At 58.6% G+C, this 26,661-nt stretch carries 23 protein-coding genes; 9 read left to right on the top strand and 14 right to left on the bottom strand.

Annotated features, from left to right (window positions below; all coding sequences use genetic code 11):
• Positions 1 to 31 precede the first annotated feature (31 nt).
• The 11 genes from SRB521_RS12495 to SRB521_RS12445 form a co-directional block, all read right to left on the bottom strand.
• Complete coding sequence (locus SRB521_RS12495) at positions 32 to 1,462, bottom strand: sodium:solute symporter family protein (RefSeq protein ID WP_075704438.1); 1,431 nt, start codon at positions 1,460 to 1,462, stop codon at positions 32 to 34.
• A 173-nt stretch (positions 1,463 to 1,635) separates the two neighbouring features.
• The gene (locus SRB521_RS12490) at positions 1,636 to 2,511 is read right to left on the bottom strand and encodes an enoyl-CoA hydratase-related protein (protein ID WP_033117385.1); all 876 of its coding nucleotides are present in this window, start codon (positions 2,509 to 2,511) and stop codon (positions 1,636 to 1,638) included.
• An 18-nt stretch (positions 2,512 to 2,529) separates the two neighbouring features.
• Entirely contained in the window at positions 2,530 to 3,831 is a 1,302-nt protein-coding gene (locus tag SRB521_RS12485; RefSeq protein WP_227152097.1) for an acetyl-CoA hydrolase/transferase family protein, read from the bottom strand.
• 20 nt (positions 3,832 to 3,851) lie between these two features.
• Entirely contained in the window at positions 3,852 to 4,991 is a 1,140-nt protein-coding gene (locus SRB521_RS12480; RefSeq protein ID WP_058118259.1) for an acyl-CoA dehydrogenase family protein, read from the bottom strand.
• Between the two features lie 16 nt (positions 4,992 to 5,007).
• Positions 5,008 to 6,165, bottom strand: a complete 1,158-nt coding sequence (locus tag SRB521_RS12475) for an acyl-CoA dehydrogenase family protein (protein WP_058118258.1) — start codon at positions 6,163 to 6,165, stop codon at positions 5,008 to 5,010.
• Positions 6,166 to 6,277: 112 nt separating this feature from the next.
• On the bottom strand, positions 6,278 to 7,057 hold the full coding sequence (locus tag SRB521_RS12470; protein WP_075704434.1) for an acyl-CoA dehydratase activase: 780 nt from the start codon (positions 7,055 to 7,057) through the stop codon (positions 6,278 to 6,280).
• A 20-nt stretch (positions 7,058 to 7,077) separates the two neighbouring features.
• A complete protein-coding gene (locus tag SRB521_RS12465; protein ID WP_075705554.1) occupies positions 7,078 to 8,214 on the bottom strand; it encodes a 2-hydroxyacyl-CoA dehydratase subunit D in 1,137 nt (378 codons plus the stop codon).
• 6 nt (positions 8,215 to 8,220) lie between these two features.
• Positions 8,221 to 9,414 carry a 2-hydroxyacyl-CoA dehydratase subunit D gene (locus SRB521_RS12460; RefSeq protein ID WP_165816303.1) on the bottom strand — a complete coding sequence of 398 codons (1,194 nt, stop codon included), beginning with the start codon at positions 9,412 to 9,414 and terminating at the stop codon, positions 8,221 to 8,223.
• A 127-nt stretch (positions 9,415 to 9,541) separates the two neighbouring features.
• A complete protein-coding gene (locus tag SRB521_RS12455; protein ID WP_129868853.1) occupies positions 9,542 to 11,572 on the bottom strand; it encodes a sigma-54 interaction domain-containing protein in 2,031 nt (676 codons plus the stop codon).
• A gap of 86 nt (positions 11,573 to 11,658) precedes the next feature.
• Positions 11,659 to 12,879: a CaiB/BaiF CoA transferase family protein gene (locus tag SRB521_RS12450; protein WP_197055533.1), complete on the bottom strand. Its 1,221-nt coding sequence runs from the start codon at positions 12,877 to 12,879 to the stop codon at positions 11,659 to 11,661.
• Positions 12,880 to 12,943: 64 nt separating this feature from the next.
• Positions 12,944 to 13,729: an enoyl-CoA hydratase/isomerase family protein gene (locus tag SRB521_RS12445; RefSeq protein ID WP_058118253.1), complete on the bottom strand. Its 786-nt coding sequence runs from the start codon at positions 13,727 to 13,729 to the stop codon at positions 12,944 to 12,946.
• 355 nt (positions 13,730 to 14,084) lie between these two features.
• Between SRB521_RS12445 and SRB521_RS12440 the strand changes: the two genes are divergently transcribed.
• The 4 genes from SRB521_RS12440 to SRB521_RS12425 all read left to right on the top strand — a co-directional run bounded on the left by SRB521_RS12440 (position 14,085) and on the right by SRB521_RS12425 (position 18,473).
• Positions 14,085 to 14,345, top strand: a complete 261-nt coding sequence (locus tag SRB521_RS12440; protein WP_165816302.1) for a hypothetical protein — start codon at positions 14,085 to 14,087, stop codon at positions 14,343 to 14,345.
• Positions 14,346 to 14,481: 136 nt separating this feature from the next.
• Positions 14,482 to 14,712 (top strand): hypothetical protein, encoded by a 231-nt coding sequence (locus SRB521_RS12435; protein WP_052082618.1) that lies wholly within the window; start codon positions 14,482 to 14,484, stop codon positions 14,710 to 14,712.
• A complete protein-coding gene (locus SRB521_RS12430) occupies positions 14,702 to 15,808 on the top strand; it encodes a DNA adenine methylase (RefSeq protein ID WP_075704430.1) in 1,107 nt (368 codons plus the stop codon). The genes SRB521_RS12435 and SRB521_RS12430 overlap by 11 nt, the downstream gene beginning before the upstream one ends.
• 1 nt (position 15,809) lies before the next feature.
• Positions 15,810 to 18,473, top strand: a complete 2,664-nt coding sequence (locus SRB521_RS12425) for an Eco57I restriction-modification methylase domain-containing protein (protein ID WP_075704429.1) — start codon at positions 15,810 to 15,812, stop codon at positions 18,471 to 18,473.
• 145 nt (positions 18,474 to 18,618) lie between these two features.
• Here the strand turns inward: SRB521_RS12425 and SRB521_RS12420 are convergent, their stop codons facing one another.
• The 3 genes from SRB521_RS12420 to SRB521_RS12410 are packed head-to-tail and all read right to left on the bottom strand — an operon-like array spanning position 18,619 to position 22,079.
• A complete protein-coding gene (locus SRB521_RS12420) occupies positions 18,619 to 19,911 on the bottom strand; it encodes an McrC family protein (protein ID WP_075704428.1) in 1,293 nt (430 codons plus the stop codon).
• 8 nt (positions 19,912 to 19,919) lie between these two features.
• Positions 19,920 to 21,593: an AAA family ATPase gene (locus tag SRB521_RS12415; protein WP_116722115.1), complete on the bottom strand. Its 1,674-nt coding sequence runs from the start codon at positions 21,591 to 21,593 to the stop codon at positions 19,920 to 19,922.
• A 27-nt stretch (positions 21,594 to 21,620) separates the two neighbouring features.
• Complete coding sequence (locus tag SRB521_RS12410; protein WP_033119336.1) at positions 21,621 to 22,079, bottom strand: Lrp/AsnC family transcriptional regulator; 459 nt, start codon at positions 22,077 to 22,079, stop codon at positions 21,621 to 21,623.
• Positions 22,080 to 22,346: 267 nt separating this feature from the next.
• On the opposite strand from SRB521_RS12410, the gene SRB521_RS12405 reads away from it, so the two are divergent.
• From SRB521_RS12405 to SRB521_RS12385, 5 genes are all read left to right on the top strand, one after another.
• Positions 22,347 to 22,928, top strand: coding sequence for a chromate transporter (locus SRB521_RS12405; RefSeq protein WP_052082918.1), 582 nt, complete (start codon positions 22,347 to 22,349; stop codon positions 22,926 to 22,928).
• Positions 22,925 to 23,476 (top strand): chromate transporter, encoded by a 552-nt coding sequence (locus SRB521_RS12400; RefSeq protein ID WP_052082917.1) that lies wholly within the window; start codon positions 22,925 to 22,927, stop codon positions 23,474 to 23,476. Before SRB521_RS12405 ends, SRB521_RS12400 begins: the two co-directional genes overlap by 4 nt.
• Positions 23,477 to 23,756: 280 nt before the next feature.
• Positions 23,757 to 24,401 carry a hypothetical protein gene (locus SRB521_RS12395; protein WP_075704425.1) on the top strand — a complete coding sequence of 215 codons (645 nt, stop codon included), beginning with the start codon at positions 23,757 to 23,759 and terminating at the stop codon, positions 24,399 to 24,401.
• A gap of 17 nt (positions 24,402 to 24,418) precedes the next feature.
• Positions 24,419 to 26,026, top strand: a complete 1,608-nt coding sequence (locus SRB521_RS12390) for a flotillin family protein (protein ID WP_052082715.1) — start codon at positions 24,419 to 24,421, stop codon at positions 26,024 to 26,026.
• A 361-nt stretch (positions 26,027 to 26,387) separates the two neighbouring features.
• Positions 26,388 to 26,660: a DUF1905 domain-containing protein gene (locus tag SRB521_RS12385; protein WP_116722114.1), complete on the top strand. Its 273-nt coding sequence runs from the start codon at positions 26,388 to 26,390 to the stop codon at positions 26,658 to 26,660.
• Position 26,661 lies beyond the last annotated feature (1 nt).

Raw genomic sequence — 26,661 nt, 5'->3', positions numbered from 1 at the left:
TATTATTGTCAGGTAAGTGCTTACCTAAGGGTTACACATGGAACTTCTCGCCCAGCAGCGCATAGTCGAAGGGGTCGTCCGGCTTGACAGCTGTAATGATGATTGGAAGGATAAAGGAAACCACGTAGGAATAAATATAGGGGGTGTTGGCGCCTACGCCTGTTCCGGCCAGTACCATAGCAGACAGGATCACATTGCCCACCATGGCGATAAACATGGTGAGGGTGAGTCCCTTTTTATTGACCTTTTTCCAGAAAGCCGCATAGATAAAGGGGATAAACAGCGGCGGGAGCACGCAGTTGATAAACATGTTGATGTACATAAGAGACATCTCGCGTGCAGTAGAAATGACCATGACAATACCCATAATGGCCATAGTCCAGCGTCCGATCTTGACATTCATCTTCTCATCGGCCTTTTTACCCTTGAGGATATAGGGCTCATAAAGGTCGACGACGACGTGGGTACCGATGGAGCAGATACAGCTGGACATGGTGGAGGTCAGCGCGAAGAGAATGACAATTGCGCCAACTACGGCACCGCCTTTTCCCAAGAGAGTCATAATGGTCAGAGGGATCACGTCGGTGCCCACCTCGCCCTGAACATTCATGGCAAGACCCAGCATACCGATGATGGCGGACATCAGAGGAATGGGGATCCAGGCGAGAGAGGTGCCCACGCAGGCCTTCAGGAAATCCTTCTCCGTGCGCACGGACCAGACGCGACCCCACACATTCTGCTCGATGACGCCGTAGCCGATATAGCCCAATGTGAAAGGAATGCCGTAGGCGATAGCGGCAGGCACATTAATAGGGTCTAGGACCAGCGGCATTGTGGTTGCTTCTTTGGCTAAGAGCAAGTTATAGAATGTTTCAGCTCCGCCGATATGCTGCAAGCCAAACAGGCAGATGAACGACATACCTACTACAATGACGGAAATTTGGAAGGAGTCCGTCAGTAGCACGCCCCACAGGCCATTGGCCACAGAAAACGCGATGGTGACCACACCGATGATGATGGCGCTGCTGCGGAAAGGCAGGCCCAGAAGAGAGCGGCAGACGATGCCCGCCCCCACGATCTGAAGCCAAATGGTAAAGGCTTGGAAAACGACGGACCCGACCGCGTTGATGAGACCCGCCCCCGGACCAATTCTACGGCGGATGAATTCGGGGAAGGTGAGGCCATAGGGCATAACTTTTCTGACCCGGTTGAGGATAGGGATGGCGATCAGGATACCGATGCCGCCGCCAATGGGATAATACCAGGAAGCGGCAAAGCCGTGGGTATAGGCGCCCTCACCGGCGGCCATGGTGGTGGTGGCCCAGGTCCAGGAGGCTACCAATGAGAGGCAGGCGACCTGCCAGGGCACACCGCGCCCCGCTGCAAAGTAAGAGGCGGTGCTGTCCGCCTTCTTCTGGGTCTTGTAGGCAAACAGAGCGATTACAAAGAATGCGATTGCCACAAAAGCGACGACTAACCAGCCTTCCAACGAGGTTACCGGGGTTACAATTTTACTGTCCAATGACATAAACCATTCTCCTCCCGTTCTTCAAATTTCTTGTTGTGCGGGGGAACCCGAGCTTGCAGTCTGACCGGCGGCAACAGCTCCTTTCCGGTGGATTTGGCGAGGTCCGGCTAACAGTCCTGAATGTTCTTGGGGAAAGGGACCTCAGGGAACCAGGGGTATGCGGGGGGCATATCTGTTACGGGGCTCATCTTGAATTCCGGCGGTCTCTTCTCCATAAAAGAGGCCGCGCCTTCCAGAGCGTCCGGAGCAGTTCCGATATAGTAGAAGCAGGAGGACTCGATCTTGTGAGCGGTCATCGGGTGCCGGGCGCCCGCCATCTGATACATCATCTGGCGGCAGAGAGCCACGGAAACAGGGGCGGTGTTGTCCCGAATGTCCCGGGCAACCTCCAGCGCCCGGGCATAGACGCGGCTGTGGGGGACCACCTCGCTGACCAAGCCGCTGTGCAGAGCCTCTTCCGCGCCGATGATGCGCCCCGTGGTAACCCACTCTACGGCCTTGGAGAGGCCCACAATGCGGGGCAGGAACCAACTGGAGCAGGCCTCGTTGACATAGCCGCGGCGCGCAAATACAAAGCCGAGCTTGGCGTCCTCGGAGAGAATGCGCATGTCCATGGGGAGGGTCATGGTGATCCCGATCCCCACGGCGGAGCCGTTTATGGCGGCAAGGACGGGTTTGCGCATGGCGTAAATGCGCAGGGCGTTGGTGCCGCCGGTGTCCCTGGTGTTGTGGAAACCTGCTTCCGAAAAATCGAAGGGCTTGTCAACGGTGAGATCAAAACCGGCGCAATAGGCGGGCCTTTTCCCACCCTCCGCGCCTGTGAAGATTACCACGCGCACGTCGTCATCACTGTCGGCGGCATCCAGGGCGAGGTTGATTTCCTGACACATTTGGCTATTGTAGGAATTCATGTGTTCGGGACGGTTCAGGGTGATGGTACAGATGCGCTCCCGCACCTCGTACAGGATGGTATCATAGGCCATGGGCGCAGCGCTCCTTCCTCAAACTAAAATGTTTCTTTTCTTCGCTTCAAAGGTGAGCTGATCCCGGAAATTGGGATGGGCAATGCCGATCAGGGCCCGGGTGCGTTGGCTGAGGCTTTGGCCTCGGAGTTTGGCAATGCCATATTCCGTGGCGATATAGTCCACATCATTTTTACTGGTGCTCACCACGGCGCCGGGCGATAACTGGGAGACGATGCGGCTCACCGTCCCATTCCGGGCGGTGGAGGGGAATACGATAAAGCTTTTTCCGCCCTTGGAGGAGATGGCACCGCGAACGAAGTCGGATTGCCCGCCGGTGCCGGATACATGGGCGGGGCCCATGGATTCGGCACAGACCTGACCCCAAAAGTCTACTTCCAGAGCGGCATTGACCGAGACAAAATCAGGATGCCGGGCGATTATGGCGGGATCATTCACATAGCTGACCGGCAAGAGCTCCACAGCGGGGTTCTCATGGATGTAGGAGTATACCTTCTGCCCCAGACCAAAGGTAGCGACAGTCAGCCCGGTGTGGAGGGGCTTTTTTTCGTTGGTGACGGCGCCGCACCGGATCAGATCCACCATACCATCGGTCAGCAGTTCCGTATGCAGCCCAAGGTCATGCTTGCTCCGCAGTGCCTCGGTGATCGCCTCCGGGATCGCGCCCACCCCAAGCTGAATGGTGGCTCCGTTGGGGATCTCTTCCGCTACCAGACCGCCGATGGTGGCGCTGAGCGCATTGTGTGAAACGGGAGGGAGGGTAGGAAGCGGGGCGGCCTCCTCCCACAATCCGTCGACTTGGGAGATGTGGACCAGTGGACCACGCAGCGCGCGGGGGACGTTGTGGTTGACCTGCAAAAACACGCGGTCGCTCTTTTTCAGAAGGGACTCGGTACAGGAGCCCACAGGCCCAAAACTGAAATATCCCTGTTCATCCATGGGAGAGACGACGGCAAAGAAGGCATCCACCCGTGTATATTGGGTGAGCAATGCGGGGACATCCCGGTAGTAGCAGGGGAGGTATTCACCGAATCCAGCATTGACGGCGCCCCGAGCGCCGGCGCCGGAGAACCAGGAGAATCCCTTCAGTTGCGCCCCCATATCCTCCTGATAAAAGGGCAGAGGGGACATATCCATGATGGTATAGACCCGCAGATCCTCTATTTGTCCCCGGCGGACCCGCTCCGCCAGATCCCAATATAAACCATATGGGACGGAGGAGGCGATATCGGAGCAGCAGGACCAGCCGGAGCGGATACGGGAGGCGATGCGCGCCCTGGAAGAAAGCTTGCGGCGGTATGTGTCTTGATGTGTGTTCACTTGCGCCGGTCCCCCCATGCTCATTTGAGAAGCTGACCCGAGATCACCACGCGCTGGATCTGGTTGGTCCCCTCCACGATTTGAAAAATTTTGGCATCACGCATCAGCTTTTCCACCGGGTACTCCCGCATGTAGCCATAGCCGCCCAGAATCTGAACCGCATCCAAGGCCACCTGCATGGCGGCGTCGGTGGCGCAGCATTTGGCAATAGAGCCATTCATGGTGACGGGAAGATGCTGATCGATGAGCTCCGCGGCGTGATAAACCAGACAGCGGGCCGATTCCAGCCGCATCTCCATGTCCGCCAGCATAAAGCGGATGGCTTGGTTGTTGCAGATGGGCTGCCCAAACTGGCTGCGGACTTTGGAGTAGGCAATGGCCTCCTCCAGCGCCCGCTGACCGACGCCAAGGGCCACCGCGCCGATATACGGCCGCCCGTGATCAAGGGCCGCCATGGCCTGCTTGAAGCCGTCCCCCTCCCGACCTACTCGACAGGAGGCGGGAACGACCACATCCTCAAACACCAGCTCTACCGTGTTGGAGGTTCGGAAGCCACACTTGTCTTCTTCCTTGCCCACGGTGAGGCCGGGAGTGTCACGTGTGACAAGGAAACCGCTGAGCCCTTTGTTGCCCTTGCTTCTGTCAGTAGAGGCGATAACGAAGTATAGTTCGGCGTATCCGCCGTTGGTGATAAAGCATTTGGTGCCGTTGAGCACATAGCTGTCGCCCTGTCGGACGGCGGTCATGCGGCTGGCACCGGAGTCCGAACCGGAGCCGGGCTCGGTGAGGCAGAAGGAGCCCAGTCCCCCCTTACGGAAGAGGATATCTGCGCAAAGCTGTTTTTGTTCCTCAGTACCGTACTTCATAACGGGGACCGCCGCCGTGCCGGTCACACTGAAGGCACAGGTGACGCCGGCATCCGATTTGGCAAGCTCTTCAAAGACCATACAGGCCGTCTTGGTGCCCAGACCTGCGCCGCCGTATTCCTCCGGCTGGTCCAGACACTGCAGTCCCATCTCCAGGCCGGCCCGAATCACGTTCAGGGGGCATTCCCCCCTTTTATCCCAATCGGCCGCATGGGGACGAATCTCACTCTCGCCAAACTTTCGGACCAGATCGATGAGCTCACGCTGCTCCTCGGTATGCACGTGGAAAGCCATTTCTGATTCCCCCTGTTTATAGAAAATGCTCGGCACTTTTCAGGATGTAACTGCCGGCGATCAGGCGCTGAATGTCAGCAGAACCCTCAATATTGGGCGCAATGACGGCGTCGCGCAGAAAGCGCTCCACTTGATACTCTGCCGTGACACCGTAGGAGGCGTGCATGTTGAGGGCCATCGTACAGGTCTCCACCGCCAGATCGGCAATGTAGCCCTTGACCAGCGCGGCGCTGGCCTGCACCCGGCGGATATCGTTGGTGATGGTGTCGGCATCCTCCGCCGCCTTATAGAGCATCAGCCTGGAGCTGAGGGTGTTGGCTGCCACCCGGGCAGCCTTGTCCTGCATGGAGGGAAATTTGGAGATGGGGGAGCCTCGATGGAGCTTTTCCTTGGCATATTTCACCGCCAGGTCATAGGCACCGTCCATAATGCCGGTAAACACGGCGGAGAAGGCCAGCTTACCGTAAGTAGTGGTGCCGATCAGCAGGTCAAAGCCCTTGCCATATCCCCCCAGAATGTCTGCTTCAGTGACTTCTACATCGTCTAAGAAGACATCATAGACATGGCTTCCATGAAGTCCAATTTTGTCCCAGGGCTTGGAGAGGGAATACCCCTTGCAGAATTTTTCGACGATATAGGCCGTACAGGTGTCGGCGCCCTCGTCACGGGCCACGACGACGATAGGCCCCTTGTAGGCGGCGTTGGAGATAAAACGCTTGGTCCCGCTGATGAGATATTTTCCGTTCCCCCCTTTGGCAACTGTGGTGAGCTGCTTGGGGTCGGAGCCGGTACCCGGCTCTGTAAAGGCCAGGGAGCCACGGTAAGCGCCTTGGATACCGGGGACCAGATATTTCTGCTTCTGCGCCTCGGTGCCGAAAAGGTGGATGGCGTCCAGGGGCAGCAGACACACGGTAAGCAGCGTCGCGGCGCTGGGAGACACGCGGGCAATTTCCTCGAGGACCATGGACAAGGTAAGATATCCGGCGCCCAGACCGCCATAGCTTTCGGGATAGCTCAGGGAGAGAAACCCCATATCCGCCATGATGTGGAACAGGTCCTCTGGAAACTGCTCTGCAGTCTCGATCTCCTCTACCCGCGGCTTGAGATAGTTTTGGGCGAAGTCTACGGCGGAAGAACGTATGGTCTCCTGAAGTTCATTGCGTATAAATTCCATGAGATCCCTTCTTTCTGAAAGATTTTTATTACATTTTTATTAAATAATGGAATTTAAGAGTGATAATGAACCATCTACAGCGCCATTTCTCTAAAAAATGGGCCATTCTGTGTTATAACCGTCCTTCCAAGGCAAACAGGGCTGCACCTACGGCACCGGTGAACTGGGGGAGAGACGGGAGCAGGAGCCCGCACTTCAGATTGCGCTCCAATGCCCGGACCAAGCCGGTATTCAGGGCGCCGCCCCCGGTGAGTGCCACCTCTGGAAGAATACCCATTCGGAGGGTCAACCCCGTGATTTTGCGGGCTACGGAATCATGAATGCCCGCCACTAGGTTGGCAATGTCCACGCCGGCCGAGAGCTTAGAAATCACCTCGGACTCGGCAAATACCGTGCAGGTATTGCTGATAGTCTCCACCCCAGTGGCACGGGCGTCATACTCGCCCAATTCTGCTACCTCCAGGCCCATGACACGGCTCATGACCTCCAGGAAACGCCCGGTCCCGGCGGCGCATTTATCATTCATCACGAACTGTTGCACGCTGCCCCGGTCATTGATCTGTATGGCCTTCAGATCCTGTCCTCCCACATCAATAATCGTGCGCGCCTGCGGGAGAAAGTGGTGGAGCCCCTTGGCATGGCAGGAGATTTCACTGACCTGTGCGTCGGCTCCGCGAAAAATAAGCCGGCCATATCCTGTGGCGATGGTTCGCACACAGTCAGATGGGGACAGCCTGGAATTCCGATAAAAGGTCTCCAGCGCCAATTGGTCGGCCTGGGTGCCGGTCCCAAAGGGGACCACTGTGGTTCCCAGCAGGGCCCGCTCTCCGGAGAGTGCTGCCAGTTTGGTAGCGGTAGAGCCAATATCGATTCCTATATAGTGCGCTTCCATGCAGCCGCCTCCCCGCCCGTCTAGCAAGTGTGCGTAAGCTGTTCGGCAAAAGCCTGTAGCCTTGTGCGCAGAGGCTCGGCCGATTGCATCGTCTGTTCCAGCTCCAGGTGGAGAAAGGGAAGATCCGCCTCTTGGGCGGCGCACCGCACCCAAGGGAGATCATACTCGTCGGTATCGCAGAATTTCATCAGTGCGAACAGCACGGCGTCAGCGCCGGCTTCTTTGGCCGCACGGGCCACCCGTTCACCCCTGGTTTTTCGGGGGTCATAGAGAAATGCCTCACCTTCATAGGTCTGAACCTGGCGCGCCAGACGCTCCAACTGCGAAAGGGCTTCGGGTACCAGGTGATTGAACTGACGGCTCTCATGGGCGAGTTCATCCCCTACGATGGTGTATCCCAATTCGTCCATTACATCCAGGATATGGGACGGTTCCAGCATGACGCCGGAGACATAGACTTTGATACCCTCAAAGCTTGGGGCGGTGCTGGCGCGGAGCATCCCGTTGAGCTCCCGCATCAGACGGGTGTGCTCCTCCTTCCTCATAAAGTAGCGGGCCTTGATCACGGTGTGCCGTTCCCGGCAGGTGAGCAATCCGGGCTTCTCCGCCAACAGGCGCGCAAACGCAATCATTTCTTTTCGGTTTTCATTGTAGATTTCAATACTTTGACACAGAGCCTCCTCGGTGATCTGTCTTCCCGTGAGTGTTTCCAGTTGAGCACGTACACCCTCCAGTTCACGAATAAAGTACGTTACAGCCCCCTCCAACCGGTGGTTTTGCGGGTGCTTGACAAAGATCGGCTTCACGCTGGGGCAGGTGAGTGGGAAACTCTGCGTGACGCATTTGAGCGTATCGCACAGGCAGGAGATCAGTACTCCGTCTAAACCGTCATACGCGCCGGCAATGGCCAGCTCTGTAATGGACTGTACCACAGAGCAGGCGTAGGGGGGATAATACTCCGCCGCACGGACGATGGGGAGGCGCTCGGCGCCCCAAATACCCACGGGAAAGGCACCTGATGCATGGACAAGTTCCTCGGGAATCAGGATGGGAAGGCAGCCTATGACTTTGTGACCACGGGCTTTTTCATCCAGAACCCGTTCCCGGATATGGGTCACCGCGTACTCCATTTCGCGGAGGATTTCTACTTTAGACACAGACACTCAGGGCCCCCCTCTCTCGGCTTTGGCCGCTTCCATGTTTTCACGCAGGGCTTGCACTCGAGTCTCAAACTGGGCGGGGGAAAATGTTGTGGGATCGGTCTGATCACCGTCAAAGGTGGCGAAGGGCTTGTGGTTGCGCTCGTATATCCCCCGGCGCAGGCCGGCCTGGAGAAAAGTAAGGATCTTACAGCTTCGATTCACGTGGTAGAGCGCGCCGTCGCACCGGGTCTCCTCCATGATCCGAGCCCGGATATCTGTCTGCCGAGTCAGACTGCCGATGGGGGGGCGGGCAGCATAAGCCCGGGCGAGGGAGCGCACATCATCCTGATCATAGTCCACACACCATTCCACCGGATACATGCCGCCTACAACGATCATGTCGTTTGCCTTGAGGCACTTGTAGTTCTGCGCCAGATGAGGCCAACAGGCGATACCTTCCCACATGATGCGGTGTTTCTGCTCACCCTTGAACTGGCTTTTGTGCTCCCGGAGGTACTCCTCCATTTCCTCTGAAAGCCTGTCGTAAAAGTCCGCTGTGGAGGATTTGCCCCGGGCCACTACGGCCAAAAACATATAGTTGAAGAGATTAAAGCCGTCCAGAGGGCTGGGGCTGTGCTGGACGTAATCCGTGGCCCTCTTCCAGGATTTTGCGACCCGGCGTGAGATGGCGAGGACCTGGCGGAACTTTTTGTAGTTGAATGGCCTTCCGCAGAGAAGTTCCAACTGGCGAATGAGCTCTTGAAACTGGGATACGATATAGTCCACATCGTTTTCCGTCGGACCGTATTCCGTCTGGTAAGGCGTATCGATGAGGATATAGGGCACATCCAGCCGCTTTGCCGTACACTCAAACCACTTGACGCACAGGCCGCAGATGTTGGTACAGTTGCAGATCATATCCGGACGTGGAAGGTTCAGAATGTCGCTGTCGAAGGACTCGATGTAGCCCAGCCCGATACGGGTATAGGAGCACAGGTCGCTGGAATAACCAAGCGCCTCACATTTTTCCAGATAGGGCATGACACCTTTTTTTGCCCCCAGCGTGGCGGCCAGATTTTCAGGATAGGCCACTTGGATGTCCATGGCCTCAAAAAATTCCTGGGGGAACAGGCCGTTGGTCCACACCACTTTCTGGCCTCGCTCGTGGGCATGGTTTAAATCGTCGTAATACTGCGCGGTTAATTGTTTGAGCAATGTTTTGGTATCAGTTGTGCATGGGTCCATGCTCTTCCCTCGCTTTCTGCCGCCCGGGACTGCTTCGTGGTGAGCCGGAGAAAAGGAAAGGAGGGGCTCTGTGATAGCGGGACCCGCCGAGACCGGGTCAGCCCAGTACCTGGAGGCGCCTCATCCACTTGTACAGCGTTTTGCGGGATACGCCCAGATATTCCGCCGCCCTGGATTTATTCCCCCTGCACTCTTTCAGTGCGTGCAGGATGGCGTCCCGGGTGAGGGAGGAGGTGTCGTCGGGCTGTGGTGAGGCCGCTTTCGGCTCCGCATCTTCCTCCAATTCGGAAGCGGGATGTTGGACCGCGCCGATCACATTCAAATAATCCGTAATGTGATTGACTGTAATGACCGAAGGCGAATAGATCTGGACGATTCCCTCCATCAGGTTCTGCAACTCGCGTACATTTCCTTTCCATGGGAGCTGGCTCAAGTAAATCACTGCATCGTCAGCGATTTGCGGAGGGGTGATGTGGATTCGCCTGGCGACCCGGCTGATAAAGTGATTGGCCAAGAGTACCACATCTTCCCGCCGTTTGCGCAGGGGCGGAATATTCAGTACAAAGGCCGACAGTCGAAAGTAGAGATCGCCCCGGAAGCTCTTTTGGGAGACCATCTCCAAAATGTCGGCGTTGGTGGCTGCGATGATGCGGACATCCACGGAGGTCTCCTTGGAGGCCCCCAATTTCATAAAGCGCTTTGTCTCCAGCACCCGCAGCAAAATGGCCTGTAGGTCCAGAGGCAGTGTGCCGATTTCATCTAAAAACAGGGTGCCGGTGTTGGCCAGCTCCAGTTTGCCGGTATTCCCATTTTTCTTGGAGCCGGTGAACGCCCCCTGCTCGTATCCGAAGAGTTCGCTCACCATCAAATCCCGCGGGAAAGTGGCGCAGTTCACCGCGATAAAGGGGCGGTCCCTGCGGGAACTGGCATTGTGGATCGCCTGGGCAAAGATGTCCTTGCCCACTCCGCTCTCCCCCATGATGAGGACATTATTGTCGAACTCGGCATATTTCCGGGCATATCGGATAGATTGCTTGATTTCGCGGCTCTGCCCAATGATGTTCCCGAAAGTCATAATGGCGTTGTTGCCGATTTGCCGGGAGACAAAGGAACTGACCTGCTCCTTGTTGGAGATAAAAAAGCGCATTCCCTCGTATCCCACGCTGACCTGTCGGTAGGGCATGGTAGAGACGATATACTGTCGGGTGACACCCTGGATACTCAGAGAGATGCTGGCGTTATGTAAATATTCGTTGCTGCTCAGCACCTGCCAAAATTCCCGGTTGGCAGGCAGCGGGTCAAAGACAGTGCTCAGACTTTTGAAGCACAGGTCGCTGAAAGGGATTCCGAGCACATTGAAAATATTGGAGTTGTGATACAGACAATAGGGCCTGCGCGTCCGCTCGTCGATATCCACACAGATGTATCCCATGGTCTCGCTCATATAAAAATTGTAAAAGGTATTCACCATGTCCAAATGGAGACAAACCTCTTTGCACATGGTAATGACTGTGGCCAGGTAATCTTCGAAGCGGTCCGTCCGCGGTGTAATGATGCCAATGCCCCCCAGAAGCTCCAGCTCGCCAAAGCGCTCCCTGGAATTGTCCTCCAGAACACAGGGGGCGAAATACATCGTCATATCAATGAATTTGGACAGATAGTGCTCGCTTCCAGTGGTGCGAAATGGTCTCTTATATTTGATGCCCAGGGAAAAGGCTGTGGTTCCCGCGTGTTCCTCCGCCAGGCTGCACCGCTCTCGAATCCCGCGCTCCTCCAGCCAGCCCCGGATCTCCTCCCCGCAGTACAGCTTCAGAATAAAGCCGTGCCCATCTACCATCACATAGGCAAGTGGGCGGACGGACCAGTGGTAGATGCTGTTGATGAGACGGTTGGAATAAGCGTAGAGCTTTTTGGTATTCTCTTTGATGGAGAAGAACTCCTGTTCCCCACAGAGATAAGGGGCCGAAATATCTGGAACCATGGCCTGCTTCTTGCAGTCGCCCCAGGAGTCCCTCAGCGCCGGATCCTGGAATAGCTGCCAGCCCCCTTCGTGATTGCGGCGGTGATTCTCCATCGTAATGCGGTCCGTCATTGTGGTCTTCGTACCCGCCTGAATTGGAGCGGGCACGCCCCTCCCTTCTGCATGTAAGTCGCAGTAAGCATATCACAGAAGGTGCGCTGTCTCAACTTGGCCTTTTTTGGAAATGGAGAGGATTATTCCTTGGCATAGACGCCGACGACCTTGCGCGCGAGCAGCGCGTCGATTTCTTCACGGCTGTACCCATACTCCAGCAGGATCTCCACAGTATGCTCACCGACGAGAGGGGAAAGACGATGCTCGGGATCCTCCACCGTTCCGAATTTAATGGGGGTGGCCGGTCCGATGCAGGTGCTCCCGTCCCGCATGGTGTATGGATAGACATAGTGGTTCTCCAGCGCCTGCGCGTCGTGGATGATGTCTTTGATCTTGTCAATATAGGAGTGGGCCACATCCGCCTCCGTCAGGCGGCGGTGCATTTCCTGGTGATCGTACCGCTGGAACCCCTCCTCAATGACACGGATCAATTCCGGGGTGACCGGCTTGCATGCCGCCAGATCACTGTATAGGGGGTGGTCCACCAGGTCCTCCCGGTCGATGGCACGCATCACGGCGTTATAATAACGCTCATGGTCGATTACACACATATAGATCCACACGCCGTCGGCACAGCGGTAGGAGTTGACCAGCGGGGAAACTGCATTTTTCCGGGTCTTTGGGTACTCGTCGCCGTATTGAGTCGACTGTACCCCTACGCCCAAGGCCCAGATAGCATTGCTGTACAGTGAGACCATTACTTTTTCGCCCCTGCCGGTCCTGGCCTGCTGATAGAGCGCCGCACCGACGCCGGCGCAAACGGTCTCGGAGGTGAGCATGTCTCCGAATGCGATGAGCGGCGGGATGGGCGCGGTGTCTTTTTCCGGCAAATCTCCCATGGCGCCGCTCCTGGCCCAGAAAGCCACGGTGTCGAATCCGGGATCATTGGCCTGGGGGCCTTCCGTCCCGAATCCAGTGACCTGGCACCAGATGATGTGGGGGTGCCGCGCGGAAACGGATTCGTAGTCCAGTCCCAGCTTTTCCAGTGCTCTGGTGCGGAAATTGGTGAGAAATACATTGGACTCCGAAAGCAGCCTTTCCAGAATCGCCTTGCCCTCGCTCTGCTTCAGGTCCAGGGCAAGGCTCCTCTTGTTTGCATTGAACACTTCGTTGTGGGGGTTATTGGAGTCATCAATGGGCATCCCCATCATCCGGCCCGCGGGGCGGTTATTGTCTCCCTTCAGCGGCTCCACCTTAATGACGTCGGCACCCCACTCTCCCATCATGCGGGCGGCCGCCGGACCGGCCACATACATGGAGAGATCGACGATTTTTACACCCAGCAAAGGCTTGTGCATCATAAAACCCGCGCCTCCTCTCATCTTCAGGACTTATTTTCTCCTGTGGCCACAGGCCCCTTGCAGCTTATCTGCCGCGGAAAACGGGCGGACGTTTTTCCGAAAAGGCCAGCATCCCCTCCCGAAAGTCCGCTGTGTCGAACAGCATGGCATCATTTCTGGCCTCGATCTCCAGGGCGGTGTACAGATCATGATTTCTGCCCTGGTCTACGGCCGCCTTGGCCATGTGGAGCGCAAGGCTGCTCCGCTCCTTGATGACATTGGCCATGGAGACGGCCTCCTCCAGCTCCCGGCCATCCGGAACCACCTGATTTATGATGCCCAGGCGCTCCGCCTCAACAGCGGGAAGAAGTTTTCCCGTAAAGAGAAGTTCCTTGGTTTTTGCCGTGCCGATAAGCCGCGGCAGACGCTGAGTCCCGCCGATGCAGGGGAGCGCACCCAGTTTCAGTTCGGGAAGCCCTAGTCTGGCACTCTCAGCGGCAATACGGATATCACAGACTAGCGCAAGCTCCAGCCCTCCTCCGCAGGCAGCGCCGTGGATCGCCGCGATGACGGGTTTTTTGATCGACTCGATGCGGTTGAAGACTCTCTGTAGGCCCAGAATATATTGATAGGCGCCCATAGAGGTTCTCTTTTTCAGAAGATCTCCATCGGTGATATTGTCACCGGCACAAAAGCCCCGCCCAGCGCCGTGGAAGATCAGGACCTGTATACCATCATCCTGGTCGGCTAGCTCCGCGACCTCATAGAGCTCCTCATAGGCCTTGGCGTTCAAGGCGTTCAAAACGTTCGGCTGATTGAGTGTGATGATACCGAGTCCCGCTTCCTTTTTATAGACGAGTGTTTCGTACATCCTTTTCCTCTCCTCTCTTTCATCGCGGAGAATTGACTCTGGCTGTCTCTGTATACAAGCAAATCGAGTGCCAAGTTTTATATGCGTGAATAGGATGCAAAAAGGTGGATAAAGCAGCCCAAACAGGCAGAAATTATAAACTTGTGAGGAGTAATCAGAAAATGGTGTTACCCAATGTCACCTCGTAAGGGTGACAAAATTGTGGATACGGTATCCAAAGTGTTACCTGTCTGGGGTAACGCGGATATGGACTTTGTCATATTGGGCTGTCCTCATTATCCCATCGATCAGGTGGAATACGCGGCCTGCCCGGTGGGGGAAAAAGGTCCGGGATGGGATACCGTCCTGGGCCCTTGTGCCGCAGTCCATCAAGGACCTGGCTGTGCGCTACGGCTATACGGGCATCATCGAACAGAACGGCGGTCTGGTTGTCGCGGGGCTGCAAAGATCGACCTGGGCTGCGTGGTGCCCCACTGCCCCGGCGTCACTGATCTCGGCCAGGATCCCACTGAGGGCATCCACACCGGAGACTGGGGTCCGGGTGGACGGAGACAGGGGCGCCGTGGAGATTCTGCGCTGGAAGGGCGAGGAGGCGCGCGTCGGCGCAGAAACGTGACGCGGCATCCCAAGCGGGGTTGACAGCAGAAGGAAGCAGGCGCGGCTTTTGCTCCGGAAGGGAGCGGGGGCCGCGCCTGTTTTGTGTGCCAAAGGGCGGTTGACCGGGCCGGCGATCTATGTTATATATATTATATATGTTATATCGTGGAGGAGAGGTGGTCGCCTTGGCGCGCGGAAAATCCGGACGGATCGTACTGGAGATCGACCCTGCACTGAAGCGGCAGCTGTATTTGAAGTTGGGGCAGGACGACGTGACGCTGAAAGAATGGTTCCTTCGGACCGCGGAGCGGTATATCCGCGGCCGGGACCCGCTGGAGCAGAGCAGCCCGACAGAAAAGGAGCCGTTTGACGCGCATGGGGATTGACTTTCTGGGGAACAAGGAGCAGCTTCTGCCCTTTCTCTACACGCATATCAGCGAGGAGACCGCCGGACTTCCGGGGCCGGTGGGGTTGGTGGACCTGTTTTGCGGGGCGGGGGCGGTCAGCCGATGCTTCAAGTCCCACGGCTGTCGGGTGACGGCCAACGATTTTCTCACCTGCTGCGCCGTGATGACAAAGGCGATCCTGCTCAACGACGGGGCGCCGGAATTCCGGGGGTTGAGGGAGGCGGCGCCGGAAATTTTTGCAGGCGAGAGCACCCGCTCGCCCTATGAGCGGGTGCTGGCCTACCTCAACCGCCTGGAGGGGCGGGAGGGGTTCATTTACGGGAACTATTCACCGGCCTCCCTGGAGCAGTGCGAGTATGAGAGGATGTACTTTACCCGGGAAAACGCGCGGAAGATCGACGACGTCCGGGAGACCATCGCGGAGTGGTCCGGACTTCTGGAGGAGCGGGAAGAGGCGCTTCTCATCGCCGACCTGCTCTTTGCAGTGAGCGCGGTGAGCAATATTGCGGGGACCTATGGGTGCTATATCAAGTTCTGGAAGCCGAAGGCCCGGCAGCCGCTCTGGCTCACACCCCGCCGCTTCACGGCGGGAGGCGGGGGCCATACCGTCTGGAACTGTGACGCCAACGAGCTGGTCGGGCGGGTGGAGGCCCCCATCATCTACGCCGATCCGCCGTATACCAAGCGGCAGTACAGCGCGTATTATCACATCCTGGAGACCATCGCGCGGAACGACCGGCCGGAGATCGGCGGTAAGACCGGATTGCGGAACTGGAAGGAACACTCCTCCCGCTACTGTTACCGGCGCTCCGCGGGCAAGGCCCTGGAGGAGCTGTTGGAGCGGGCCCGCTGCCAATACTTTTTTCTGAGCTACAACAGCGACGGACAGATCCCTCACGAGGAGATCCGCTCGATCCTGGCCCGGTTTGGTGAGACGAGGTATTGGGAGGTCCCGTACAAACGCTATAAGAGCAATTCCGCAGTGTCAAGAAAACCGCCGCTGACAGAGCGGCTTTATCTGGCAGATCTGCGGGAGCGGCGGGCGGCGCTGACAAGGGACGGGGGAGCACATTGATATGGAGAGAGTAAGCAGGAACGACAGGGAGCGGATCAGCGCGCTCTGCGACGATTGGAAGCGCGCCCTTGCCCGGCTCTTCCAGGAGCGGTTTTCGAACCTGGAGGGCAAGGCGGCAGACCGGGCCTTCGACCGGGCGCTGACGCGGCTGTTTGAAACGCTGCTGTGCAAGTGCTGGTGGGGCGCGGCCCGGACAGGGACAGGGGCCCCGTTCTCCCTGCGGGAGCAATTCCCCGCCTTTTGGGAAGCGATGCGGGCGAGCGGCTGTTTTCGGAAGCTGTTCACACTGGCGTGGGGGGTGGGGCCGGACGCCGGCCTGGATATGGCCGTGCTGGACATGGTGCAGGAACAGATCACAGAGCATGAAGGCCTGCGCTGGATGGATATCCGGCATGCGGGGGCCCTCTTCGAGGAGCTGATGGACAAGCACCTCCTGCTGGAGGGTGGGAAGGCCGACGTGGTCAACAGCATGAACAAAAAGACCGACGGAGTGTATTTCACGGACCGGTCCATCGTCGCCTTTCTGGTCTCCGCGGCGCTGGAGGGCTATCAGGACCGGAGCGCGGAGGCGCTTTTCGGCCTGAGGATCATTGATCCCGCCATGGGGGCGGGTTTTTTCCTGACCGAAATGGTGGATCAGCTCTCCGGGCTCATCGCCGCAAAAAGCGAGCTCGCCCCTGAGGAGATCAGGCGGCGGGTTCTGCACGGATGTATCTACGGGATCGACAAAAACCCGGTGGCGGTGGATATCGCCATGTTTACCCTTTGGCTCACCGAGCTCCAGGGGGACGAGGCGTTTCCGGAGCTGCGGAGCCGCCTTCTGGCCGCCGACAGCCTGCTGCTGGTCCCGCCGGGCCGGGAGACGGAGGAAAACCGGGATCTTATGGGTTGGAGTCAGCTCTTTCCGGAGGTGTTCGGGGGTACCGGGCCGGAACAGGGCTTTGATATTGTGATCGGAAATCCGCCCTGGGGCAAGATCAAGACCAATGTCAACAGTTTTCTCCTGAACGATGCGGGGACATTGGCCGCCCTGCCGCAGGGCCAGGCCAAGAGAACGTATATCGAGAAGGACCAGCGCCTTCAGGCAAACTGGCGGCAGTACTATCTGGACACCAGCGGCTATCTCCGGCAGCTCAAGGGCCGCGGGCTCTATGTCCACCAGCGCTGCGAGATCAACGGGAAGACGGTGGGCGGGGACGACGACTTCTACAAATTTTTTGTGGAGCTGGCCTTCCAGATCACCAAGAGAGATGGGGTGGTAGGGCTGGTGGTGCCCGCGGCCTTTTATCTGTCCGAGAGCGCCAGCGGCCTGCGGCACCTGTATCTGGAACACGGCTGTTTTTCCCGGCTGACCGGTATGATCAACAGCCGGAAGTTGTTTCCCATCCATCCCTCCTTTAAATTTGTCGCCTTTTTGTATCGCAAAGGGGCGGTGGGAGACGCGGTATGCGGTGCACGCTTCGACGTCAAAGATCCGGAGGAGCTCCGGACCGACAGACAGGACGGGGTCTCCTATTCCATGCCTTTTCTCCGGCGCTACAGCGGTGACTTTCTGACCATACCCGAGTGCAAGTCTCCCGCGGAGGCGGCTCTGATGGAGCGCCTGTGCGGCGTGTTCCCGCGCCTGGGGGAGCGGGTGGAGGATGGCTGGAACGTTTCATTCCTCCGGGAGGTGGATATGACCGGGGACAAGGAGCAGTTTCTGCCCCGGGAGGCATTCCTGCGCAAGCGCGGCGCGCAGAGAGCGCAGTATGTCCCGGTATTTGAGGGGCGGATGGTACACCAGTATGACTGCTCCCGCAAGCGGTATCGGTCCGGTAGCGGACGGACGGCCAAATGGGAGCGCAATCCCCGACCGGGGGCGCCGGTCACGCCGCAGTTTTATATGAAGGAGAGCCAGGTCCCGGTGGATCTCTCCCATTTCCGCGCCTGCTTCTGCGATGTGACGGGGCAGCACAATGTGCGCACCGTCCTGGCCGCCCTGATCCCGCCCCACTGCGTCTGCGGCAACAAAGTGCCGGTATGCCGGTTTGATCGGGAGGACATCCGGCTGCCGCTGCTCTGGGTCGCCCTAGCGAATTCCTTTGTGGTGGACTGGCTGATTCGGAAGCGGATGACCACTACGCTGAATTTTTTCCACTGGGCCAACGTGCCGTTCCCGCGCCTCTCCCCTGACGGGGAGGCAGCCAGGGAGCTGATTCGGGATGCTGCCCGCCTTCTATTGCAAAATGCCGGAATGGAGGCCCTGCCCGGCCTGCTGCCCGGCGTTTGCCCGGCGGGCGGTCCGGCGGAGCCGGGGAGACCCCTGCCGCCCGAGGCGCAGGAGGAGCTGCGGCTGCGGATCGACTGTAGGGCTGCGGAGCTCTTCGGTTTGAGCCCCGAAGAGCTGGCCCTGATCCTATACGCCTTTCCCTCCCTGGACAATCCCCGGAGGGGCCTGCCCGGCGACCGGAAATATGGCGGGGTGAGCACGGGCTGCTATGTGACCCGGGACAAGCTGCTGCTGGCTTATCTGGAGCGGCGCGCACCGGACGACACCAGAGATGTGGTGGAGCTGTATCGGAGAGCGGGAGTATCCATAGAGGACTGTACGGGGCCTGTCCGGGACCTGCGGGAACGGGCGGACCGATATGAGGAACTGGGAACGGTGGCCTATGAGACATAGACCATGCCCATCCCGCCCGTGCGGCTGCGGGCAGCAAAAAAGAGAGCGGCGGTCCCGGACGGACCGCCGCTTTTATCTGCCCCCAGAGCCGGCCTGAGGAGCAGCGCGCTGTATGTGATTCGGGACGTGCCGCTGCGGCCCGGACCTAGAAAAGAAAGGCCAGCAACTGTGCTTCCAGCGCGTTCTGGGCGGCAAGAAGGGCGGACTTTGTACTCAGATCGGAGATGTCCCAGCGCAGCAGTCCCGTCCGCCAGATGGTTTCCCCGGACGCCGTGGTCCAGGTCAGAAGAGGCGGCTCTCCGCCAAGGTCCCCCTCGCTGGGGACGACCAGCAGAGCCTGGGCGCAACCGTGGGCAATGAGAGAGGCAAGCATCTGGTAGTAGTCCCCGGATCGGGGCTGACGCAGAGGGCCATGTCCGGCGAGATCACACTTGTACTTGGCGTCGATCAGGGCTGTGACCATCCCCTGGATCGTAAGCGTGTTGTCCGGGCGGGTAAACAGCACGGAGCCGGCGCCCTCCGGATGGCCGAGCGCCGCGGTGCGCTGGGCCGTGACGGACCAGTCTGTGTGCCGCCGGGCAATGCGCTGGAGCATCCGCTCCAGAAATTTCTCATAGGTCCGCTCTGTGTTGAAAAGAAAGCCGTAGCCGGAGGAGCCCTGATCTTGGAGGACTGCGGAGGCCCCGCCTGCGATGAGGTTGCCGATTTCAAGGGCGGCCCGGTAGCGGCTGTACTGGGCCGGAAGCGCGGCGTGGACCGGGAGCCTGTAATGGTGCTCCGGCTTGGGCAGAAGGGAAACGACCCGCTCCAGCCGGCGGCGCAGGACCTGGCTGCGGACATGGCGGGCCAGCCAGGCGGTGCTCCAAAAGAGCAGATATTGAAAGGCGTTGTCCGGAGAAAAAACGTCGTGCTCGGAGACGACCTCGCCCGGATGCGTGAGCAGCATGCGCATCTGTTCCGGCAGAAGGAGGCGGCCCCTCAGATAGCGCCCCTGAGAAACGGCGGCGCGATAGGCGCAGATGGGCCCCTTTTGCAGCGCCGGCTCTACGGACTCCAGAAAGGCCAGGGCGATGTGGTCGCAGAAGCTCAGCGCGCCACGCCCCATGTGCCGGCTCCGCTCAAAGCTGATGTGCCCGTACTCGGCGATGCTGAGCATATGGAAAAAGCCGTTCTGCCAGGAGGCCGACTGCCGGAAGGAAAATTTGGGGATAATCTCAAACTCATAGCCCACGAGGTTCAGGATACCGGCCACACCGGCAAACCGGAGAAGGAGGCCCCCCGATCCCTGCCTCAGGGAGATGGGGTCCCGGGACAGGCGGAGCGCCCGCTTCAGTTCCTTGTTTTTGGTGGAGACGATTCCCGGCAGACGGAGGGCTACGTCTCTGTCCGAGGCGGGCCAGAGAAAATCCTGGTGCTCCCAAACTGTGATCTGGACCATGACGTGCCTCAAACGCCGCCCGCGGGAGACGGCTCGGCGGCCCCATGCTCCATGAGGAGGCGCAGGACCCATTCCGAGAGCCTTGCATCGGAACAGGAAAAGAGACCGTCCCACAAAATGGCGGCGGAAGCCCCTAGCTCCTCGTCCAGCGCGTCGGGCTCCAGGAGCCGGATGGGGGAGGGCTTTCTGAGCTGGAGCAGATGAATGAGCTGCTCGGGTCGGGCGGAAAAGATTTCCCGGAGCTGGGGGATCAGCTTGTGCCGCACCGCGCTGGAAAAGGCGGTCAGGGCCTGCGCCCCGGTCTCGGCGGAGGCGAGGGGCCACAGATAGGAGTGCCCGAGCCGATAGTCGCAGCCTGCAAAGAGGGCGATCTTCTCATTGAGGAAGGACCAGAAGAGAAAGGCCAGACGCTTGATGGCCACGGGGTCGGAGGCAACCGCGCCGGGGGTGAAGCGGCGGTCTCCGGCGCTGACGCCCAGATGTGCGGAGAGCAGCACGGCGTCCGGGCGGACCTCATAGCGGAAGAAGCGCCGCCCCAGCGCACTGTCCAGAGGATTGGTGGAGCTGTCCACAGAGTTCATGCTGGCCAGAGTGTATACGTGCTTGGGCATCCGCATGGGGTTGCGGAAGACCAGAGGCGTGCCGGGGGCCGGAACGGGGAGCACCTCCCCCTCCTGAAGGTAAGGAAGGCGAACGGAGACCGTGGTGGGGGTCTCGCCGCCGTCCTCGTCCAGCCGCTTGTCCGGCTCCATACAGGTGATGAATTCTCCGAACAGTCTGGAGACATTGCCGCGGTTGATCTCGTCGGCCAGGAGCAGGGAGCGGCAGCCGGGCTGACGGGCAAACTCGGTGAGTTCCAGCAGGATACCGGGCCGTGGAGTGATCTTGAGAAGCGTATGGCTGTCGGAGGCGGTCGTCACCCCCAGAATGAATTCCTCATAGGAATAGCTCTGATGGATGGTGGTCCAGATGGTCCTGGAATGCCCCGCCTGGGTCGGGTCCACCGCGGAGATCATGGGTGCCTCGGAGGAGCCGTACTCCAAGGTATCCTGGAAGGTCCACAGCGCGCCGTCCCGTTCGAACAGACGCTTGACCTCCTGCATGAGAAAGGTCTTTCCGGTGCCGGGAGGGCCATACAGAAGGACATTGTACTCCCGCAGCAGGGTCAGATAGAGATCGAGGGCCTGGGGAGAGGCTGTAGCCAGCATCCGACAGCCCCGCTCGTTGGAGAGCAGGAGATCCTTCAGGTCCTCAGGCAGATAATCAAGTTCCCGGGCCAGGATCAGCCGTCCGTAATACTTGCCGGAATATGTTTTCAAGAGGACCAGAAAGCTCTTGTCTGACGGGGCGTCGGGCAGCCTGCGGTCCGGCCGCCAGAGGGAATAGGCCGTGGCGCTGCGCTGGCTGGGGATGTTCCAGTCCCTGCGGCTGGAGTCGTTGCCCATATAGCGCACGACCAGCGGAGTGGATGCGCCCGTATCGGCGGTGGGAAAAGAGGTGAGGGGAACGGTCAGGCTGAAACCGCCTATATTGGTGGCGTTCTCGCGGGGCAGGCCGTCAAAGAAGGCGCTGTAATCGGCGGAGCCCAGGCGGATGTCGTATTGCCCCGGGGACCGGTTGTTGAGCGTATCAAAGGTTGCCTTGTTGAGATTCCTCCAGACGATACCGGATATGAATTCCATGAAGAGTCCTCCCCTTCCGGCGGTGTGTTAGACCCGGATCCCTTTGCGGGTCTTGATCCGGGAGACGATCAGGTCGCTGCTGACGCGCTCTATTCCGGGCAGAGGATAGAGCTTCTCCAGCACAAAGTGCTCCAGGTCCTGGTTCATCTCCAGCACGGCGTGGACGTGGAGCTTGCTGGCGCCGGTCATCAGGTACACGTCGGTGACCGCCTCTTCGGCGATCAGCGCATCAGCCACCTGGTGGAGCGCGGAGGGCGTTACCTGGATGTCAAAGAATACGGAGACGTTCCGTCCCACCTTCTCCGGATTCAGGATGACGGTGTACTGTTCGATGACGCCGCTCTTTTCCAGTGCGTCGATCCGGTTTTTGACCGCAACACGGGAGAGCCCCACCTGCTCTGAGATATCGATGAGGGAGATACGGGAATTTTCGATCAGCAGGTCCAGGATCTGCTGGTCGATCTGATCAAATGTACTGCTTCTCATGGCCGCCTCCTGCAAAAAGCGTTCAGATTTGATAACCTTATTACATATTGTAAGGTATAGATAATCAAAAAGCAATATAAACTGTGCGTTCCGCCGGAAAAATTCGGGTAAGGACCATAAGGGAAAGATGAGATAAACAAAACATGCAAATTTTTTGCAAAATCCTTTCAAATAGTCAAACTAATACTTGCAAATAGAAATCAAAGGGAGTATGATAGGCAACAGAAGAAAAGCCGGCGCTTCCGGCATGAGATGGGAGGAAATAAAATGAAGCGACTAGCAGAAATTTTCTGGGTATTTTTCAAGATCGGCCTGTTCACCATCGGCGGCGGGTACGCCATGCTGCCGATCATCCAGAAAGAGGTGGTGGAGACAAAAGGGTGGATGACGGATGAGGAGTTTCTCGACGCCATTTCACTCACCAACAGCCTGCCTGGCCCTCTGGCCACCAACTCCGCCACATTCGTGGGTTATCGGGTGGCGCGGGCTCCCGGCTCTCTGGCCGCGGTGCTGGGGGCGGCCACACCGTCCGTTTTGATCATCCTGCTGATTGCCGTGGTGTTCAACAACATTATGGATTATCCTGTGGTGCAGTACATATTCGACGGGATCCGGCCCGCAGTGGTGGCGCTCATCCTGTATGCCGTCATCAAGCTGGCCAAGTCGGCCAAGGTGGGCGAGTACTTTAACTGGGTGGTGGCGCTGTGCGGCTTTGTGGCGATTGCGGTGTTCGGGCTGCATCCCATCCTTGTGGTGGTCTGTGCGGCGGCGTACGGCCTGTTTGTGCGCGGCCGTGTGGTAAAGGCTGTGGATGCCCGCAAAAACCGGAAGGGAGGAGATGAAGCATGATGGAACTGCTGCTGAAGGTCTGCTTTTCCTTCTTAAAAATCGGCGCTTTCTCCTTCGGCGGGGGATATGCCGTCCTGGCCTTTATCCAGCGGGAGGTGGTGGACGGCCACGGCTGGATCAAGCCGGATGACTTTGTCAACATCGTGGCCATTGCGGAGATGACACCCGGCCCGATCGCGGTAAACTCCTCTACCTTTGTAGGCTATAACCTGTTTGGGATCCCGGGCGGGATCATCTGCTCCATTTGTACCCTCCTGGTCCCCTTTATCTTGGCCCTGATCGTGTCTGTCTACTTTACAAAATTTAAGGACAATATTCACCTGAAGAACGCCCTCTCCGGGATCAGGCCGGTGGTCATCGGGCTGATCGCGGCATCCTGTCTGTCGGTGGCGAAGATCTCTATCACCAGCGTATACAGCCTGATCTTCTTCGCCATCGCACTGGCTATGGTCTGGAAGTTCAAGATAAATCCCATCATTACCCTGATCGTCTGCGGCGTACTGGGCGCTGGTTTGTACGGCTGGGTCCTTCCGATAATCGGACTCTGATCCGGACAATCCCATACGAGCACAGGCAGAGGCCCCCGCCGGTTGGATACGGCGGGGGCCTCTGCCTTCACCGAAAAAAAGGCAATGTATCCGGTCATAGGGCGACCAAAGCGGGAAAAAACGGGCGAAAAAGAGCGCTCGGGCGTTGCCAATGGCGTCCAGGGGACTGGACGGAGCGCCGGCGGCTATGATACACTGCTCCCATGGAAGAGAAATTTATGCGAATTGTAACATGGCGGGCCTTTGATTCGATATAGTAGATAAGAGGGGAGGGGAGACTGTGGACCTGCACACCCTGTTCAACTGCTTTATTGTGGGCGGATTTGTAGTGCCAGTATTGAATATGGTTACGGGCGTGATCGGCGGCGCGCTGGGTGGCGGTACGGATCTGGATGCGGATGCGGATTTTGATATAGACCCGGATATGGACATAGACCCGGTCCCGGATATGGATGCAGACCTGGCCACGGACGTGGACCCGGCGGTAGACGCAGGGTATGGAAAGCTCCCTGTGAACCTGATGACCCTTTCGCTGACGGCAGTGGTCTTTGGTGCGGTGGGACGCCTGCTTCTGGGAAAGCTGCCCGCGCCGTGGGCCGTGATACTGGCGCTCCAGGCCGGCGTGTTCGCCGGATTTTTGCTGGGGTGGTTCGTCATCCGGCCCCTGAAGCGCAATCGGCCGTATGCCACCAATATACGGGCCCTTCGGGGGCAGCGGGCCACTGTGCAGTTGGAGGCCCGGAGCGATTTTACCGGCACCATCCGCGCCCTCAGCGCCACAGGGAGTCTTGTGTCGTATGACGCCCGGCCTGTGGAGGGGGTGGAGAAGATCCCCGTGGGAACAGAGGTATCCATTGTGGACGTAGATGCGGGCAAGGGCCTGTGCTTGGTGCGTCCGCTGGAGAATAGAGAAGAACAAAAATAAAAGGGGGAACCAAAAGCATGGAGTATGTGATCACGGCAGGTATCATCGCAGCAGTCGTCATTCTGATCCTCATCTGCATCCTCTCTACCTGGCGCAAGGTGCCTGCGGACAAGGCGGCCATCGTCACGGGACTGGGCAAAGCAAAGGTCATCACCGGCGGCGGCGTCATCGTTATTCCGGTGCTGCAGCGCATCGACTATGTGACCCTGGAGAACATGAGCTTTGACGTCAATATGCAGGGCACTCTTACCGCCGACGCGGTGCCCATCGAGGCCAACGGCACCGTGGTGGTCAAGATCAAAAACGATCAGGCCATGATCCGCTCCGCGGTGGAGCAGTTCAACTGCGGCAAGGAGTCCGAGACCCGCCAGCACATTGTGGATACGGCGCGGGACGTCTGTGAGGGGCGCCTGCGCGAAATCATTGCCGATATGACCGCCGAACAGCTCTATAAGGACCGCAAGACCTTCTCCGAGCGGGTCAAGGAGGTGGCGGAGGAGCAGCTCAAGGAGCTGGGCCTGGAGCTCAAGAGCTTTACCATCAAGGGGATCGGAGATCAGAACGGTTACTTCGAGGCCCTCTCCAAGCCTCAGATCGCGGCCGTCAAGCGGGATGCTGAGATCGCCCAGGCCGAGGCCATCAAAGAGAGCATGATCAAGACCTCCGAGGCCAAGCGGGCTGGCGAGCAGGCCCGACTGGAGGCCGAAGCCCGCATGGCTGAGGCCCAAAAGGAAGCCGACATCAAGAAGCTGAACTTCGAGCGGGAGCGCCAGACCACAAAGGCGGTCTCCGATGCAGCCTATTCCATCCAGCAGAACGTGACCATGAAGGACGTGACCAACGCTGAGATGGATGCCAACGTGCTGAAAGAACAGCGTGCCCGGGAAGTCCGCGAGGCAGAGATCCAGATCCAGATCGCTGCGGAGGAGAAAAACATCGAACTGGCCAAGAAAAAGGCAGAGCGCAAGGAGGCAGAGCTGCTGGAGACGGTGGTGAAGCCCTCACAGGCAGAGAAGGAGCGGGCCCGTCTGGCCGCTGAGGCCCAGAAGGTGGCCGCTATCCTGAAGGCCGAGGCTGACGCCGAGGCCCGCCGCCTGGACGCCGCTGCGCAGGCCGAGGCCAAGAAGCTGGACGCCGTGGCCCAGGCCGAGCGCATCAAACAGGAAGGTCTGGCCCAGGCGGAGATCACCGCCAAGCAGGGCGAGGCCCAGGCGGAGGCGGTCCGTCAGATGGGCCTGGCGGAGGCAGAAGCCCTGGAGAAAAAGGCGGAAGCGCTGGCCAAGATGAACGATGCCGGTAAGCTCCAGATGGTCATTGAGAAGCTGCCGGAGATCGCCGCGGCGGTGGCGGAACCCATGAGCAAGATCGGCAACATCACCATCATCGGCGGCGGCTCCGGGGAGAGCGGCGAGAGCGCCGGCGCAGCAGATGTGGCACGCTATACGGTGGGCGCCCTGAAGGCGGTCAACGAGGCGCTGAAGGATACCATCGGCTTTGATATGACCGAGGTCATGCGGGCCAATACCTTCGAGGCGAAGACCACCAGCAAGGTCCATCTGGAGGTAGATAATAAGACCAAGAAGGAAGAGGAGCCCGGCACGGCCGGGGAGAAGAGCGAAACATAAAATAGACATCTCAATTGAGAGGGGCCGCCGGAGATCCGGCGGCCCTTTACGTTTTTGGAAATCAGAGGCGCGCCGCCTGCCGGGGCGAGCGCCCAAAACAAACTATGAAACCTGTGAAACCGGCTCCGCCTTTTAGGCGGAGCCGGTTTCACAGAGAGAAAGAGAAAAAAGAGAGGAGGAAGTGGAATGATATATAGAAACACATGACTGTGTTGCTGCTTGTCTGCCCCACAGCGGGAGGCAGTAGTTGATGCCGGAGCTTTGCTGTAAGTATAGGATAGCACACCGGGGAGGGAAAAGGTTGGATGAAGTTTGAATAACATTTAAAGAATGTGTGAACGGAGAGGAGTACGGCGGCAAAATGGAGCGGAGTTACGCCTTTGAGGCGGTCATTCAAAAGGTGGATGGGATCGATGGGGCTTACGTGGAGATCCCCTTTGATGTAAAAGCCGAATTTGGGAGAGGGCGCGTACCCGTCCGCGCCACTTTTGACGGAGTTGCCTATGAGGGAAGCCTGGTCCGCATGGGGACGCCGAGCCATATCCTCGGCGTGCGGAAAGAGATCCGCCGCCGGATCGGAAAGGGGCCGGGCGATCGGGTATATGTAACGCTGGTCCCGCGACAGGACAGGTGAA

Origin of the sequence: Intestinimonas butyriciproducens, assembly GCF_004154955.1 — a bacterium.
Classification (GTDB): Bacteria; Bacillota; Clostridia; order Oscillospirales; family Oscillospiraceae; genus Intestinimonas; species Intestinimonas butyriciproducens.
Note: the sequence above shows the minus strand (reverse complement) of the source record. Positions and strands in the feature narration are given on the sequence as shown.